Annotated in this window: 14 protein-coding genes; 5 read left to right on the plus strand and 9 right to left on the minus strand. The window is 70.8% G+C overall.

Annotated features, from left to right (window positions below):
• Positions 1–69 precede the first annotated feature (69 nt).
• From BIU95_RS09485 to BIU95_RS09505, 5 genes are all read right to left on the minus strand, one after another.
• Positions 70–1,398 carry an MFS transporter gene (locus BIU95_RS09485; RefSeq protein WP_071251566.1) on the minus strand — a complete coding sequence of 443 codons (1,329 nt, stop codon included), beginning with the start codon at positions 1,396–1,398 and terminating at the stop codon, positions 70–72.
• Positions 1,399–1,403: 5 nt separating this feature from the next.
• A complete protein-coding gene (locus BIU95_RS09490; RefSeq protein ID WP_071251537.1) occupies positions 1,404–1,814 on the minus strand; it encodes a MarR family winged helix-turn-helix transcriptional regulator in 411 nt (136 codons plus the stop codon).
• Between the two features lie 200 nt (positions 1,815–2,014).
• On the minus strand, positions 2,015–2,956 hold the full coding sequence (locus BIU95_RS09495) for an acetamidase/formamidase family protein (RefSeq protein ID WP_071251538.1): 942 nt from the start codon (positions 2,954–2,956) through the stop codon (positions 2,015–2,017).
• Between the two features lie 146 nt (positions 2,957–3,102).
• The gene (locus BIU95_RS18640) at positions 3,103–3,372 is read right to left on the minus strand and encodes a hypothetical protein (protein ID WP_017886192.1); all 270 of its coding nucleotides are present in this window, start codon (positions 3,370–3,372) and stop codon (positions 3,103–3,105) included.
• 11 nt (positions 3,373–3,383) lie between these two features.
• On the minus strand, positions 3,384–4,544 hold the full coding sequence (locus BIU95_RS09505; RefSeq protein WP_042537822.1) for an inorganic phosphate transporter: 1,161 nt from the start codon (positions 4,542–4,544) through the stop codon (positions 3,384–3,386).
• Positions 4,545–4,650: 106 nt separating this feature from the next.
• Here BIU95_RS09505 and BIU95_RS09510 point away from each other — a divergent pair, with 106 nt between their 5' ends.
• From BIU95_RS09510 to BIU95_RS09520, 3 genes are all read left to right on the plus strand, one after another.
• On the plus strand, positions 4,651–5,520 hold the full coding sequence (locus BIU95_RS09510; RefSeq protein WP_052481680.1) for an alpha/beta hydrolase: 870 nt from the start codon (positions 4,651–4,653) through the stop codon (positions 5,518–5,520).
• Between the two features lie 64 nt (positions 5,521–5,584).
• A complete protein-coding gene (locus BIU95_RS09515) occupies positions 5,585–6,043 on the plus strand; it encodes an N-acetyltransferase (protein WP_071251539.1) in 459 nt (152 codons plus the stop codon).
• Between the two features lie 131 nt (positions 6,044–6,174).
• A complete protein-coding gene (locus tag BIU95_RS09520; RefSeq protein ID WP_071251540.1) occupies positions 6,175–7,224 on the plus strand; it encodes a biotin/lipoate A/B protein ligase family protein in 1,050 nt (349 codons plus the stop codon).
• A gap of 3 nt (positions 7,225–7,227) precedes the next feature.
• Here the strand turns inward: BIU95_RS09520 and BIU95_RS09525 are convergent, their stop codons facing one another.
• Positions 7,228–8,817, minus strand: coding sequence for an ATP-binding protein (locus BIU95_RS09525; protein ID WP_071251541.1), 1,590 nt, complete (start codon positions 8,815–8,817; stop codon positions 7,228–7,230).
• 176 nt (positions 8,818–8,993) lie between these two features.
• Here BIU95_RS09525 and BIU95_RS09530 point away from each other — a divergent pair, with 176 nt between their 5' ends.
• Positions 8,994–9,323 (plus strand): hypothetical protein, encoded by a 330-nt coding sequence (locus tag BIU95_RS09530; protein WP_017886186.1) that lies wholly within the window; start codon positions 8,994–8,996, stop codon positions 9,321–9,323.
• Between the two features lie 24 nt (positions 9,324–9,347).
• On the opposite strand, the gene BIU95_RS09535 is transcribed toward BIU95_RS09530, so the two are convergent.
• A complete protein-coding gene (locus BIU95_RS09535) occupies positions 9,348–9,638 on the minus strand; it encodes a GNAT family N-acetyltransferase (protein WP_017886185.1) in 291 nt (96 codons plus the stop codon).
• A gap of 93 nt (positions 9,639–9,731) precedes the next feature.
• On the opposite strand from BIU95_RS09535, the gene BIU95_RS09540 reads away from it, so the two are divergent.
• The gene (locus BIU95_RS09540; RefSeq protein WP_031259284.1) at positions 9,732–10,622 is read left to right on the plus strand and encodes a site-specific DNA-methyltransferase; all 891 of its coding nucleotides are present in this window, start codon (positions 9,732–9,734) and stop codon (positions 10,620–10,622) included.
• Between the two features lie 115 nt (positions 10,623–10,737).
• Here the strand turns inward: BIU95_RS09540 and BIU95_RS09545 are convergent, their stop codons facing one another.
• Together BIU95_RS09545 and pgm are read right to left on the minus strand one after the other, a co-directional pair.
• Entirely contained in the window at positions 10,738–13,149 is a 2,412-nt protein-coding gene (locus BIU95_RS09545; protein WP_071251542.1) for an MDR family MFS transporter, read from the minus strand.
• 222 nt (positions 13,150–13,371) lie between these two features.
• Positions 13,372–14,991: a phosphoglucomutase (alpha-D-glucose-1,6-bisphosphate-dependent) gene (pgm, locus tag BIU95_RS09550; protein ID WP_071251543.1), complete on the minus strand. Its 1,620-nt coding sequence runs from the start codon at positions 14,989–14,991 to the stop codon at positions 13,372–13,374.
• Positions 14,992–15,065: the final 74 nt, after the last annotated feature.

The raw sequence follows: 15,065 nt of genomic DNA on the forward strand, positions 1-15,065 counted from the left end.
CGGGCCTCCCGTCCGACGGTCGGTGGCGTCGCGGACCGCTGGCCGACGCGCAGGTCGTCAGCCGGTCCGTCAGACGGCGCTGGAGCGGTCGGCGAGTGTCTCGTCGCGTTCCAGCTCGCGGCGGAGCGCGGCACGCGAGCCGACCACCGGCACGGCGTGCGTGATCGCCAGGTGCAGCCGCGAGTCGGCGTCGTAGCGCAACCGGACCCGCTGGTACCGGACGAGCCACACGACTGCGATCGCGAGCGCCACGAAGCCCGATGCCGCGCCCACCACGATCGCCCAGCGGGGCCCGAAGGCGTCGGCGACGGCACCGACGAGCGGGGCGCCGATGGGGGTGCCGCCCGCGAAGATCGCCATGTACAGGGCCATCACGCGGCCGCGCATCGCGGGCTTCGTCGTGGTCTGCACCAGGGCGTTCGCGGTCGTCATGAAGGTCAGCGACGCGAGCCCGACGAACATCAGCACGATCGCGAAGGTCCAGTACGTCGGTGCGAGGGCGGCACCGGTGCACGCGAGCCCGAACCCGCCGGCGGCGAGCACGAGGGTGCGCATCCGCGGCTTGTCCCGGCGTGCGGACAGCAGCGCGCCGAGCACCGAGCCGACCGCCATCACCGAGTTGAGCAGCCCGAACTCGCCGGCACCCTGGTGGAACTCGACCCGCGCCATGGTCGAGGTGAAGATCGGGAAGTTCACGCCGAACGTGCCGACGACGAAGATCATGCAGAGCACCACGACGATGTCCGGCCGGGTGCGGACGTACCGGAAGCCGGCGACGATCTGCCCCTTGCCGCGGCCGGCCCGGACCCGTTCGGCGAGCTGTGCGGGATCGACGAAGCGGAGTGCGACGAGGACGGCCAGGAACGACCCGGCGTTGATGACGAACACCCAGCCGGAGCCGATCGCCGCGATGAGCACACCGGCGACCGCGGGGCCGATCAGGCGTGCGGCGTTGAACGACGCGGAGTTCAGGGCGACGGCGTTCGAGACGTCCTCGCCCTGCACGACGTCGGAGACGAAGGCCTGCCGGATCGGGGCGTCGAACGCGGCGACGATGCCGAGGGCCAGTGCGAAGCCGTACAGCGCGAGCAGGGTGGCGGTGTGCGTGAGCACCATGACGCCGAGCCCCAGCCCGAGCAGCCCCATCAGGCCCTGGGTGAGCATGAGCATCTTCCGGCGGTCGAACCGGTCGGCGGCGAGGCCGGTGAGGGGCAGGAGCAGCAGCTGCGGGCCGAACTGCAGGGCCATCGTGATGCCCACCGCGACGGCGTTGTTGTCGGAGAGCTGGGTCAGCACGATCCAGTCCTGGGCGGTGCGTTGCATCCAGGTGCCGACGTTCGACACCAGGGCCCCGGCGAACCAGATGCGGTAGTTGCGTCCGGCGAGGGAGCGGAACATGGCGGTCACTGCTGGGCCAGCCTCCTCATGATCTCGGTGGCGTCGGCGAGGGTGGTCCGCTCGTCGGCGGTGAGTGCTGCGAGTCGCGGGGTGAGCCAGCCGTCGCGACGACGTCGGGTCTCCTCGACGAAGGCGGCTCCGGCGGGCGTCGCACCGAGCCGCACCTTGCGGCGGTCGTCGCCGTGCCCGTCCTTCGACACCAGCCCCCGGTCGACCAGCACCGCGATGGTCTTGGTCATCGACGGTGGGGTCACGCCGTCCTGCCGGCTGAGGTCGGCCAGGGTCATGGCGCCGTCGCGGTGCAGGCGGGCGAGGGCGGAGAACTGCGCGTCGGTGACGCTCGAGTCGGCCTTCTGGGCACGGAGGGTGCGGGACAGCCGGTTCACCGCGATGCGGAGGTCGGTGGCGTCGGTCATCGGTCGTTAGCCTAGCTCATTAGTTCAGCGAACGAACTGGTTCTCGGGTGTACCTGGTCGAAACGGGCGTCCATGGTCGGTTCTCCCGGCCAGGGACGCCCGTTCCCGCTTCCCAGCGCGGGTGCGATGGGAAGGAACGTCGGACGGGAGGCCCACCCAGCGTGCGCCGGTCGGCTCGCGCTGGGCGGGCCTCCCGGCCTTCAGCGCCGTGCGTCCGTCAGGATCGCGTCGTGCGGGAGCAGCGCGTGCACGCCCCAGGTGCGGTTCGCGACCTGCGTGATGCGCATGCTCACCGCGACGCTCGCCATCGCGAGCGCCTGGGCGCGGCCGATCCCGTGCAGCCCGGCGATCCAGTCGACCATGTGGTCGAGCGCCGTGGCGGTGGCGACGTTCAGGTCGGCGTCGAAGCCGAAGGTGATGCGTCCCGCGGGGGTGTCGGCGTGCACACCCTCGACCGGGGCAACATCGAGGAGCGTCAGGGTCATCGTCGTCGTCATGCCGCACTCGACCGCCGTTCCGGAGACCTCGCCGTCGCCCTGGGCCGCGTGCCCGTCGCCGACCTGGAGCAGAGCGTCCGGCACCGTGACGGGCAGGTACAGGGTCGAGCCGGCGATCAGCTCACGGCAGTCGACGTTGCCGCCGCCGACCGTGCGGGGCGGGATCGTCGAGTGCTCGCCGGTGGCCTCGGGCGGGACCCCGACGACGCCGAGGAACGGTGCCGTCCGGACCCCGAGGCCGAGCTGGTTCACGGCGACGCCAGCGGCGGCATCGATGTCCCAGAGCAGCGGGCCGCGCGACCCCGGGTCGGTCAGGCCGAGCGTGCGGTTGACGGGGGAGTCGACCCCGCCCGAGGCCGTGTACCCCCAGTCGTCGGGGACCAGCTCGTCGAAGCGCACGGCCAGGACCATCCCCGGACGCGCTCCTGCGACGGCGATCGGCCCGACCAGGCAGTGCCCCCGGCGCGGGTCGATCAGGGTCGGGGCGTCGAGGCCCGGGCCCGGCTGGCGTTCCGTGTAGCCCGCGGCGCTGAGGGTACGGACGGTCACCGTGTCGCCCGGTTCCACGGTCAGGACCGGCTGGCGTTCGGCGGTGAAGACGTCGACGGCGGAGTCGACCGTGGCGTCGAGGCGGTGGCTGGTCACCGCTCGATCATCCCAGGTGGTGCGGGCGCTGGGCGGGGCGGGGCGTTCCGGGCGTCCCTGGTCGGATCGGGCGTACCTGGTCGGGAGTCCTGACCAGGTACGCCCGGTTCCACCGGTCATCGCGGGTGTTCTGGGAAGGAACGTCCTCAGTGGAACTGGGGGATCGTGAGCCAGATGCCCGCCAGCACGGCGGCGATGCACAGCGCGAAGCACAGCACGGCACCTGCCAGTGCCGCCGGCGGGGTGTGCCCGGAGCGGGGGCTCTCGTCGGAGTACTGCGTGCGCTCGCCGCCGGCGTCGTCCGGCTGCCCGGTGCCGAGCAGCCGCAGGCCGAGCGTGTACACGAGCACCAGGCCCACGGCGGCCACGAAGCCGACGCCGGCGACCGTGCCGATCGCGGTGAAGTCGATGTCCATCGTCGTTCCCCTCAGTTCGCTGCGCCGGTCGGCTGCGGCTCGGGCTGCTCGGTCGGCCCGGCTGCGTCGGCGGTGATGTCCTCGTGCGAGACCGGCTTGCGCTTCGCCAGCACGTAGAAGGTGAGCCCAGCAGCCAGGGCGAGGACCGCGACGAGCACCAGCCCGAACGCCGAGGTCGACGCGAGCCAGGTCGCGAGGGCCCCGACCACCGCGGCGGCGGGCAGCGTGATGACCCAAGCCGCGACGATGCGTCCGACGACCGACCAATGCACGTCGGCGAGCTTCTTGCCGAGGCCCGACCCGACGACCGCGCCGCTCGTCACGTGGGTCGTCGAGAGCGCGAAGCCCAGGTGCGAGGAGATGAGGATCGTCGCGGCGGAACTCGTCTCGGCGGCGAAGCCCTGCGGCGACTGCACGTCGGAGATCTTCTTGCCGACGGTCTGCATGATGCGCCAGCCGCCCATGTAGGTTCCGAGACCGATCGCGAGTCCGCAGGCCAGGATCACCCAGAGCGCCGGACCGGTGCCCGCGGCCTGGTAGTTCGCGGCGATGAGCGTCAGCGTGATGACGCCCATCGTCTTCTGCGCGTCGTTCGTGCCGTGCGCGAGCGACACCAGCGACGCCGAGATCGTCTGCCCGTGCCGGAAGCCGGTCGCCGCACCGTGGGTCGTCGCGTTCTTCGTGAGCACGTAGGCCACGTAGGTCGCGACCAGGGCGATCACCGCGGCGATGAGCGGCGAGAGGAGCGCCGGCAGCACGACCTTCGACACCACCGTCGCCCAGCTGATCGAGTTGAGCCCGGCGCCGATGATCGAGGCACCGATGAGGCCGCCGAACAGCGCGTGCGTGGAGGACGACGGCAGCCCGACGTACCAGGTCGCCAGGTTCCAGAGCACCGCGCCGACCAGCCCCGCGAAGATCATCGTGGGGGAGATGTGGATGCCGTCCTGCCCCTCGCGGATGATCCCCTGCGAGACGGTCTTGGCGACCTCGGTGGACAGGAACGCGCCGACCACGTTGAGCACGGCGGAGATGATCACCGCCGTCCGGGGCTTGAGCGCGCCGGTAGCGACCGAGGTGGCCATGGCGTTCGCGGTGTCGTGGAAGCCGTTCGTGAAGTCGAACACGAGGGCCACGACGATCACGAGCGTGACGATGACGATGACGTCCATGCGCAGGACGCTAGGCCACACCTCGAACCCGCCGCGTGAACGCCGGGTGAACAGGTCCGGGACGCAGCGCGTCTGCGAGGATGGCAGTGTCTGAAAGGATGCGAGTGTGCCCACCTTCTCCGCCGCTCGCGGCGACGCCTCGTTCACCGACGCGCACGGCGTCGAGATCGTCTACTCGACCTGGCGTGCGGCGCGGCCGAAGGGGATCGTGCAGATCGCCCACGGCGTCGGCGAGCACGGGCTCCGCTACGAGCCGCTCGCGCAGGACCTGGTGCGCGCCGGCTACACCGTGCACGCGAACGACCACCGCGGGCACGGTCGCACGGGCCTTGCCCAGTGGGACGGCGACCACGCCAAGCTCGGTCGGCTCGGCCCCGGCGGGCTGCGCGCGGCGATCGCCGCAGTGGAGCAGATGAGCGCGGTCGCGCGGGCCGACGAACCCGGGCTGCCGCTCGTGCTGCTCGGTCACTCGTGGGGGTCGCTCATGGCACAGCGGATCGTGAACACCTCGTCGGACCGCTACGACGGCGTCGTCCTGTCCGCGAGCGCCTACCGGCTGCCCGGCTGGATGAACAGCGGCGATCTCAATGCCCGGCACGCGGGCTCGGGGCCCACCAAGTACGAGTGGCTCACCCGCGACCGGAAGATCATCGACGCGATGGCGGTCGACCCCCTGGCGGTCGAGGCCGACGTCATCGGGCTGTTCGGGCTCGCCGACACCCTCCGGCTGCTCGGTGTGCCGCGACGGGGGATCCCGCACGACCTGCCGATGCTGCTGCAGGTCGGCTCCGACGACACGCTCGGGGGTCCGCGCTCGATCGAGCGCTTGGCGCAGGCCTACCGCCGACGCGGCCGACTGTCCGACGTGACCGTGCAGGTGTACGAGGGCGCGCGCCACGAGGTCTACAACGAGACGAACCGCGCCGAGGTCATCGGCGACCTGGTCGCATGGCTCGACCGGGTGACCGCGCGCTGACGCAGCCGAGGAATGCGCCTGAGGTCGAGCAGGCAGGGGCATCGAGTCCAGAAGAGAAGGTCTCATGAGCGAAGTCGTTGTCAGAGGTCTAGATGAGGTGTCCCTCGCCGCAATTGAAGCCCGCGAACCGCCTAGCCGGAACTACGTCCGGAGTGCCTACGCCGAACAGGTACGGGGCGTGCTGTCGGTGCTCGTCGCCTGGGTCGACGGGGTTCCCGTCGGCTCTGGTGAGGTGACAGCGGGACCCAGACCCGAGCTCCGCAACCTGCGAGTCGATGCTCGGTACCGGGGTCACGGTGTCGGGACAGCGATCATCGCGGCAAGCGAGGCCGCAGCGGAGGACCGAGGAGTACTCCGCATCGGAGTCGCCGTCGACAACCCCTCTGCCCGCCGGCTCTACGAGCGCTTGGGGTACGTCGCGACCGGAGAGGTCGAGGAGTACGAGTACACCTACGTTGATGATGACGATCGCGAGGTGTCCGAACGCGAATCGTCGGAGTACCTCGAGAAGCTGCTGCGCTGACGGCGCTCGCCGGGTCCTGCGACGCGGCCGGCGACGGACTGGAGGCCCGTGGCGGCGCCGCCACGCGCCTCCAGGCCGTCACCAGGCAGGCCCACTGCCGGGCCGTCGGCCGTCCGGAATAGGGTTGCGGCATGCACGGTGAGTACAAGGTCCCCGGAGGCAAGCTGGTCGTCGTCGACCTCGAGGCCGTCGACGGCACGATCCAGCAGTTCCGCCTGGCGGGTGACTTCTTCCTGGAACCCGACGACGCGCTGCCGCTCATCGACGCGGCCGTGGACGGGCTCCCCGTCACCACCGACGCCGCGGGCGTCGCCGCAGCCGTGCGGGCGGCCCTGCCGACCGATGCGGTGCTGCTCGGCTTCACGCCCGAGTCCGTCGGCGTCGCGGTGCGCCGTGCGCTCTCGCGGGCCTCGACCTGGCGCGACCACGACTGGCAGATCGTGCACGAGGGGCCGATCAGCCCGAACGAGCACCTGGCGCTCGACCAGGTGCTGACCGAAGAGGTCGGTGCCGGCCGTCGCGGTCCCACGCTGCGCATCTGGGAGTGGGACCAGCCGGCCGTCGTGATCGGCTCGTTCCAGTCGCTGAAGAACGAGGTCGACCCGGCCGGCGCCGAGAAGTACGGCGTGCAGGTGGTCCGACGCATCTCCGGCGGCGGCGCGATGTTCATGGACGCCGGTGCGGTCATCTCGTACTCGCTCTACGTGCCGTCCGACCTGGTGCAGGGCATGACCTTCGCCGACTCGTACGCGTTCCTCGACGAATGGGTGATCGAGGCGCTCAAGTCGCTCGGCATCGAGGCGTACTACCAGCCCCTCAACGACATCACCTCGACCAAGGGCAAGATCGGCGGGGCCGCTCAGAAGCGTCTCGGCACCGGGTCGCTGCTGCACCACGCCACCATGAGCTACGACATGGACGGCGAGAAGATGGTGCAGGTGCTGCGGATCGGGCGCGAGAAGATGAGCGACAAGGGCACCACCAGTGCCGCCAAGCGCGTCGACCCGCTGCGGTCACAGACCGGGCTGTCCCGCGCCGAGATCATCGAACGGTTGATCGGCACCTTCACCCGGCTGTACGGGGCGACCGAGGGACACGTGACCGAGGCCGAGCGCGAGCGGGCGCAGGAACTGGTGCGGACGAAGTTCGCGACGAAGGAGTGGCTCGAGCGGGTGCCGTGAGCCTCAGCGCTCGTCGTCCTCGTCGTCGGACCGCAGTGTGAGGTCGACTCGGCCGTCGACCGGTCCCGGGCGGAAGCTGTGGCGGGCGAGCGGGGCGTAGGCCACCCACCGGCCGGTGTCGGCGGAGCCGTCGTCGTCGTCGTCCGGATCGCCAGCCTCGTCGTCATCCGCTTCGCCGTCCGCCTCGTCGTCGTCCGATTCGTGGTCCGCTTCGTGGTCGTCCGCTTCGCCTCGGACGCCGAGCAGCTTCCGGGTGAGTGCCGACCGTTCGGTCAGGAGCGAGTCGAGCGCGGCGACCAGGTCGCCGTCCTCCGGTTCGGCTCCGCGCAGGGCCGCGCCGAGGACGCTCCGACGCATGAGCTCCTTCGCGAACGAGCCGGTCGTCCCCTCGGCGCGCTCGGCGGCACCGGCCAGGGCCTCGTCCGAGAACGGCAGCGCGCCGGCGTACCGACGGAACAGCCGCCGTCGCTCGGGCAGACCCGGCAGGGGGATCTCCACGGCGAGGTCGACACGTCCGGGCCGGTCGGCCAGGGCACGTTCGAGGACGGACACGCGGTTGGTGGTCATGACGAAGGCGACGTCGGCATCCCCGTCCAGACCGTCGAGCGCGTCGAGCACCTCGAACAAGAGCGGTTGCGGCGACGCGTGCCGTTCCATCGCGACCAGGTCGATGTCCTCGAGCACGACGATCGACGGTTGGAAGGTCCGCGCGATCTCCGCCGCCGCCCCGATCGCCGCGATGCTCGAACCGGTGAGCAGGACCGCCGTCACGCCCTCGGTCCGGGTGAGCAGGTGTCGGATCGTCAGGGTCTTGCCGGTACCGGGCGGGCCGTACAGCAGGACACCACGCTTGAGGTGCTGCCCGGCAGCGAGGAGCGCCTCGCGCTGGTCGCCGATCCCGACGACGTGGTCGACCACCTCGTCCAGGACGCCGTCGGCCAGCACGACGTCGTCGGCGGCGATGTCGGGGCGCCGCAGGAACGTCGCGCCGGCGTCGGCGCCGTACTCGGAGCGCACGAACGACAGGACCTGGCCGCGGAGGACGCTGCGCTCGATCATGAGTGCGCGGAGGCGCCGCAGGAACGCCGCGGCGGCGTCCTGGTCGGCCGCGATGACCTCGAGGGTCGCACGTGCCCGGCCGTACTCCGGGTTGGCCGCACGCTGGACGACCGCCACGGGTGATCCGTCGAAGACGAGCATGCGGAGGCCCAGGGACACCACTCGGCGCGTGGTGTCCGGGCCGGTGGCGCGGTCGGTGTAGCTGACCGGCCCCGGTGCCCACTGCATGTGCTGGTTCGCGAGGAACTCGCTGACGGAGCTGTGGAACCGGGAGTCGTCGCCCGCGATGCCGATCAGCGCATCCGGGCGCGCGCCGGTGAGGGCTTCGAGCGCGATGTCCGCGTCGACCAGGCGGTGGTCGGGGAGTTCCTCGGTGACCACCGGGATCGACTGCGGATCGACACCCAGGTGGTCGCGGACCCGTTCGCCGATCGGCGTCAGGACCGCACGTTGCGCAGTCCCCGCGAGTTCGTTCGCGTGGTCGATGTAACGGGCGAACGCCCGCATGAGGTCCCGGTCTGCGTCGTCGAGCACGGCGTCATCATGGCACGCCGATGTGTCCGGTGACGCGGCGGCCGGAGCTGAGGGGGGACGTCCCGGCCGCCGCTGCCTCGAGTGTGCGCCTCGATCTCATGAACCAGACGTGTGGATGATGGGAATCCCCCGCGCGGCTGATCCGCTCGTCGCCCGGCCCACGTAGCGTCGCTGCCGTGAACTGGTTGATCTTCATGGGGGCGGTGGCCGCTGTGGCCGTCGTGGTGTGGATCGCCGATCGCTTGGGGTGGATCGACCTGTCGAACAAATCTCAGCGGAGCGGCGGATCCGGAGGCATGGTCGGGATGCTGGACGAGGTGTTCGCACCGACCCGGCACGAGACGCAAGCCGAGTACGAACGGCAGGCGCGCCTGCCGAAACAGGCACCGTCACCGGCGGACGACGACCACGACCTGCTCAGCGGCAACGTGCTCATCCGGGTGCCGACGGTGCGGAGCGCCGGGCGACACGAGGCACGCGCGGGGACGCACGACCGGTCGTACTGAGCTTCTGCGCGTCGTGCTGCTCGCTCAGCGGGTCGTGAGCTCCTGGTAGTCCGGGTGCCGCTCGATCCACGCGTGCACGTAGCTGCACTGCGCGACGACACGTCGCGACGACCCGGAACGCACGTCGTCGAGCGCGTGCTGCACCAGGATCGACGCGTGCCCGCCGCCGCGGTGCTCGGGATCGACCTCGGTGTGCACGAAGCGGATCTCGTCCCCGTCGATCTCGTACGCGGCGAAGCCGATGACCTCGCCGTCCTCGACCAGGGAGTACTGCTGCTTGTCGGTGTCGTTGCGGACCTCGGGTGCTGCTGCCATGCAGTCGACCGTACGCCGCGGCCTGGGCGTGCGCTCTGTGCTGGAGGCCTGCGCCGCGCGCCGCGTGCCTGCTCGGTGCGCGACAATGGGTCCGTGCGCAGGGGAGACGACCGAGGCCCGGACCGCGTCGTCCTCGGCGACGCCCTCGATGTGGTCCCCGCGTACCCGGACGGCTCCTTCACGCTGGTGTACCTCGACCCGCCGTTCAACACCGGCCGGTACCAGCGCCGGCACGCGACGTCCGCGGTGCCGAAGGCCGACGGCCCCGTGATGGGGTTCCACGGCCGGACCTACGAGCGGGTGCGCGGCGACCTGATGCGCTTCGACGACCGGTTCGAGGACTACTGGTCGTTCCTCGAACCCCGCCTCATCGAGGCCTGGCGCCTGCTCGCCGCCGACGGCACGCTGTACCTGCACCTCGACTACCGCGAGTCGCATTACGCCAAGGTGCTGCTCGACGCGCTCTTCGGCCGCGAATCGTTCCTGAACGAGATCGTCTGGGCCTACGACTTCGGCGCCAAGTCCAAGACCCGGTGGCCCACGAAGCACGACACGATCCTGGTCTACGTGAAGGACCCGGCACGGTACTGGTTCGACTCCGAGGCCGTCGACCGCGAGCCGTACATGGCACCGGGGCTCGTCACCCCTGAGAAGCGCGAGCGCGGCAAGCTCCCCACCGACGTGTGGTGGCACACGATCGTCTCGCCGACCGGCCGCGAGAAGACCGGCTACCCGACGCAGAAGCCCGAGGGGGTGCTGCGGCGGATCGTGCAGGCGTCCTCACGCGAGGGCGACTGGGTCCTCGACTTCTTCGCAGGCAGCGGGACCACGGGTGCGGTGGCACAGGCGCTCGGGCGGCGGTACGTGCTGGTGGACGACAACCCGTCGGCGATCGACGTGATGCGGAAGCGGTTGCCGGGGGCCTCGTTCGAGGTTGCCGGAGCACCGGCGGCAGCGGCGGGGGACGCGGCGCCGGCGGTCTGAGGCGACGGAGTCGCTCTCGCGGCCGCGACGGGTGCACCCGCGCAGATGCGACGAGGTCGCCGTCGTGCGACAGCGACCTCGTCGTTCGGCATCAGCGGGCGGGCGCCCGCGCCGACTACTCGGCCGAGTGCCGCCCGTGCGCGTGCGCGTCGTCAGCGTCCGGCCGGGAGGCCCGGCTCGCCTCCGCCGCATCGGCTGCGGCCCCGGGGGCGTCCGGCTCCACGGCCGTCGCCGCGTGCGCAGCCCGGGTCCGGATGGCACCGGTCGTCGTCGGGGGGTCGTCCACCGGCGCAGCCGCTGAGTGCGCACCGTGCGTCGTGGCGTCCGGCAGCGGCGCGCGGGTGTCGTCCGCACCGTCGGGTGCTCCGGCTGCTCCGGGCGCCCGAGCGGACCGGGGCTGCGGTGTCACGTCCGGTGAGGTCGGCACGTCGCGTGAGGACGCACCCGGCACCGTCGGCTCCGGCCCGGCGCCCGGAGCAGCAGCCGCGGCGTCGGCGGTCCGTGCCGCGTCGGCCTGCTCCTGCAACGCCGAGGTCTTGCGGAGCGGCGGCACCCGGAAGAACCACGTCAGCACGAACGCGAGCAGGATCACCGCGAGTCCGACGTAGTACACGCGGACGGCCGAGTCGCTGAACCCGACCAGGAACGGACGGCTGAGACGGGGGTCGGCCCCGTTCAGGAACGACGTGTCGCTCGTCGCCGAGTCGGTGGAGGAGTTCGCGGCCGAGTCGCCGCTCTTGAGCTGCTTGACGAGCGTCGGCGCGACCTGGTCGACGACGTTCTCCCGCTGCGCCCGGTCGGAGTAGTCGATCTGCAGCTTCCCGTCGACGACCGAGGCGTTCGCCTTCGTGGCGGCGGTCTCGAGTGCCTGCTGCTCGGCGGCGGGCTTCGCGTCGTCGACCTGCTGGGCGATGATCGTGTCCGCAGCGGCGGCGGGGACGGTGCCCGCGGCGACCTGCCGCTGCACGGCTGCGGTCACCTGCTTCGTCACGGCGGCGTCGGCTGCCTGCTTCGCCTGCGCGGTGCCCTGGTCGAGGCCGTCCTGCACGTTCTGCTGCACCGGGTCGACGATCTTCGTCCAGATCTCGTCCATCACGCCCTGGTTCTTCGAGGCGTTCGCGACCGAGGGGGTCATCGCGGCGTTGAGCGCGCTCTTCAGGTCCGACTCGTTCTGCATGGCGGCGCTGATGTTGGTCGGCATCAGGGTGAACAGCACGGAGAGCAGGACGGCGGTGCCCATGGTGCCGCCGATCTGGCGGAAGAACGTCGCGGCGCTCGTGGCGACACCGATGTCCCGGGGTGAGACCGAGTTCTGCGCGGCGAGGGTCAGCGTCTGCATGAGCTGCCCGAGCCCGAGGCCGATCAGGAACATGCCGAGCATCAGGAACCAGAGCGGCCGGTCGGCGGTCAGGAACGTCAGGACGGTGAAGCCGACGGCCGTGAACGCGGTGCCGGTGACGGGGAACACCTGGTAGTTGCCGGTCTTCGAGATGATCTGGCCGGAGGCGATCGACGAGATCATCAGTCCGAGCACCATCGGCAGCATCGCGAACCCGGACTCGGTCGGGGTCACGCCCTTCACGATCTGCAGGTAGAGCGGGATCGTCAGCATCGCGCCGAACATGCCGAAGCCGACCAGCACCGACAGGATCGCGGACATCGAGAACACCCGTGACCCGAACAGCTTCATCGGCAGGATCGCGTCGTCGCCCATGGCCCGCTCGACGATGATGAACGCGATCAGGCCGAGGGCTCCGATGGCGTAGCAGGCGAACGCGGCGGGGGAGTCCCAGCCCCACTCGCGGCCCTGCTCGGCGATGAGCAGCAGTGGCACGAGGGTGACGATGACGAGCGTCGCGCCCCACCAGTCGATGCGGGGCTTGCCGCGGTTGCCGAACTTCGGCAGGTGCAGGAACGTCAGCACCATGAACAGCGCGATGACGCCGATCGGCACGTTGATCAGGAAGACCCAGCGCCAGCCGGCGATGAACAGCAGCTGGTCGGCGCCGGCGAAGACACCACCGACGAGCGGCCCGATGACCGACGAGATGCCGAAGACCGCCAGGAAGTAGCCCTGGTACTTCGCCCGCTCGCGTGGGGCGAGCATGTCGCCCATGATCGCCAGCGGCAGGGACATCAGGCCACCGGCACCCAGGCCCTGCAGCGCGCGGAACCCGGCGAGCATGAGCATCGAGTCGGAGAACGACGCGGCGAACGAGCCGACGATGAAGATGCCGATCGCGGTGATGAAGAGCGGCCGGCGACCGAAGATGTCGGAGAGCTTGCCGTAGATCGGGGTCGTCACCGTCGAGGCGATGAGGTACCCGGTGGTGACCCAGGCCTGCTGGTCGAGGCCGTGCAGGTCGTCGCCGATGGTGCGGATCGCGGTGCCGACGATGGTCTGGTCGAGGGCGCCGAGGAACATTCCGGCCATCAGGCCGTAGATCACCAACAGGATCTGTCGGTGCGTCATCACGACGTTGGACGCCGTGGTGGGGGCCGCGGGTGCGGTCGCCGTCTGGGTCATGAGCAGGGTCTCCCGGGTACCGATGCGCTGGCAGAACGATTTTTGCGCTGCCTGCAAAGTTACAACTGCCGCAAGTGCTCGGTCACACCGAGACCGCTTCCTGAGTGGATCGGCAGTCACGGTACGCCCGGTTCACCCCTGCGGCGCACGGCCTGGAGGCCCGGTTCGGTTCCGGCGGTCGGGCTGCGGGAACCGAGTCCCGCAGCCCGACCGACGAGGGCGTCAGGCGCCCAGTGCCGCGTCGACGATCTCCTTGGCTTCGCGCTGCACCTGCTCGAGGTGCTCCTGCCCGACGAAGCTCTCGGCGTAGATCTTGTAGACGTCCTCGGTGCCCGACGGCCGCGCGGCGAACCAGGCCTTGTCGGTGACGACCTTCACGCCGCCGACGGCAGCGTCGTTGCCCGGGGCCTTCGACAGCTTCGCGGTGATCGGGTCCCCGGCCAGGGTGTCCGCGGTGATGGCGTCGCCGTCGAGCTTGCCGAGGCGGGCCTTCTGCTCCTTCGAGGCCGCGGCGTCGACGCGCTGGTAGACCGGGGCGCCGAAGCGTTCGGTCAGCTCGGCGTAGAGCTGCGACGGGGTCTTGCCGGTGACGGCGACGATCTCGGACGCCAGGAGCGCCAGGATGATACCGTCCTTGTCCGTCGTCCACGCGGTGCCGTCGGTGCGCAGGAAGGACGCACCTGCGGACTCTTCGCCGCCGAAGGCCACGGAGCCGTCGATCAGGCCGGGGACGAACCACTTGAAGCCGACCGGGACCTCCCACAGGCGACGGCCCAGGGACTCGGCGACGCGGTCGATGATGCTCGACGACACCAGCGTCTTGCCGATCGCGGCGTCGTCGCGCCACTCGGGTCGGTGCGCGTAGAGGTACTCGATCGCGACCGCGAGGTAGTGGTTCGGGTTCATCAGCCCGCCGTCGGGCGTGACGATGCCGTGCCGGTCGGAGTCGGCATCGTTGCCGGTGAGCACGTCGAAGTCGTCCTTGCGGGCGAGCACCGAGGCCATCGCCGAGGGGCTCGACGGGTCCATCCGGATCTTGCCGTCCCAGTCGAGGGTCATGAACGCCCACGTGGGGTCGACCTCGGGGTTCACGACGGTCAGGTCGAGGCCGTAGTGGTCGCGGATGGCGTTCCAGTACGGCAGCGAGGCGCCACCGAGCGGGTCGGCGCCGATCTTCACGCCGGCCTGCTTGATCGCCGCGATGTCGATGATGTTCTCGAGGTCGGCCACGTACGTGTTGAGGAAGTCGTAGCGCTCGGGCTCGGCGTCCTCGGTGCGCTGCACCTCGGCGTTGCCGCCCTCGATGATCGCGTTCGCCCGGTTCGCGATCCAGCTCGTGGCGTCGCTGTCCGCGGGGCCACCGTGCGGCGGGTTGTACTTAAAGCCGCCGTCGCGGGGCGGGTTGTGGCTCGGCGTGATGACGATGCCGTCCGCCGTGTCCGGGTTGCCGGCGCGGTTGTAGCGGATGATCGCGTGGCTCAGCGCGGGCGTCGGCACGAAGCCGTCCGCGCTGTCGGCGAGCACGCGGACGCCGTTGGCGGCCAGGACCTGCAGAGCGGTCTGCTCGGCGGGGGCGGAGAGCGCGTGTGTGTCGCGGCCGATGAAGAGCGGGCCGTCGGTGCCCTGCTCGCGGCGGTACTCGACGATCGCCTGCGTGATGGCGGCGATGTGGGTGTCGTTGAAGGCGGTGTCGAGCGACGACCCGCGGTGTCCGGACGTGCCGAACACGACCTTCTGCTCGGGGATCGAGACGTCGGGCACTCGGTCGTGGTAGGCGGCGAGGAGCTCGTCCAGGTCGACGAGGTCGTCTGCGGTCGCTGGGGTGCCGGCGCGGTCGTTCATGCGTCCATCCTGGCATCGGCGGCCCTGACGCGTTCGGGGGAAGTGCGCGGGACTCCGGCGAGGACGCGAGCGAG

It is taken from the genome of Curtobacterium sp. MCBA15_007, assembly GCF_001864905.1.
Lineage (GTDB): Bacteria > Actinomycetota > Actinomycetes > Actinomycetales > Microbacteriaceae > Curtobacterium > Curtobacterium poinsettiae.

Excerpts from the sequence above, each read along its gene's own strand:
- BIU95_RS09485 (WP_071251566.1), bottom strand. The coding sequence starts at position 1,398 with ATGTTCCGCTCCCTCGCCGGACGCAACTACCGCATCTGGTTCGCCGGG.
- BIU95_RS09490 (WP_071251537.1), bottom strand. The coding sequence starts at position 1,814 with ATGACCGACGCCACCGACCTCCGCATCGCGGTGAACCGGCTGTCCCGC.
- BIU95_RS18640 (WP_017886192.1), bottom strand. The coding sequence starts at position 3,372 with ATGGACATCGACTTCACCGCGATCGGCACGGTCGCCGGCGTCGGCTTC.
- BIU95_RS09505 (WP_042537822.1), bottom strand. The coding sequence starts at position 4,544 with ATGGACGTCATCGTCATCGTCACGCTCGTGATCGTCGTGGCCCTCGTG.
- BIU95_RS09515 (WP_071251539.1), top strand. The coding sequence starts at position 5,585 with ATGAGCGAAGTCGTTGTCAGAGGTCTAGATGAGGTGTCCCTCGCCGCA.
- BIU95_RS09520 (WP_071251540.1), top strand. The coding sequence starts at position 6,175 with ATGCACGGTGAGTACAAGGTCCCCGGAGGCAAGCTGGTCGTCGTCGAC.
- BIU95_RS09535 (WP_017886185.1), bottom strand. The coding sequence starts at position 9,638 with ATGGCAGCAGCACCCGAGGTCCGCAACGACACCGACAAGCAGCAGTAC.
- BIU95_RS09545 (WP_071251542.1), bottom strand. The coding sequence starts at position 13,149 with ATGACCCAGACGGCGACCGCACCCGCGGCCCCCACCACGGCGTCCAAC.
- pgm (WP_071251543.1), bottom strand. The coding sequence starts at position 14,991 with ATGAACGACCGCGCCGGCACCCCAGCGACCGCAGACGACCTCGTCGAC.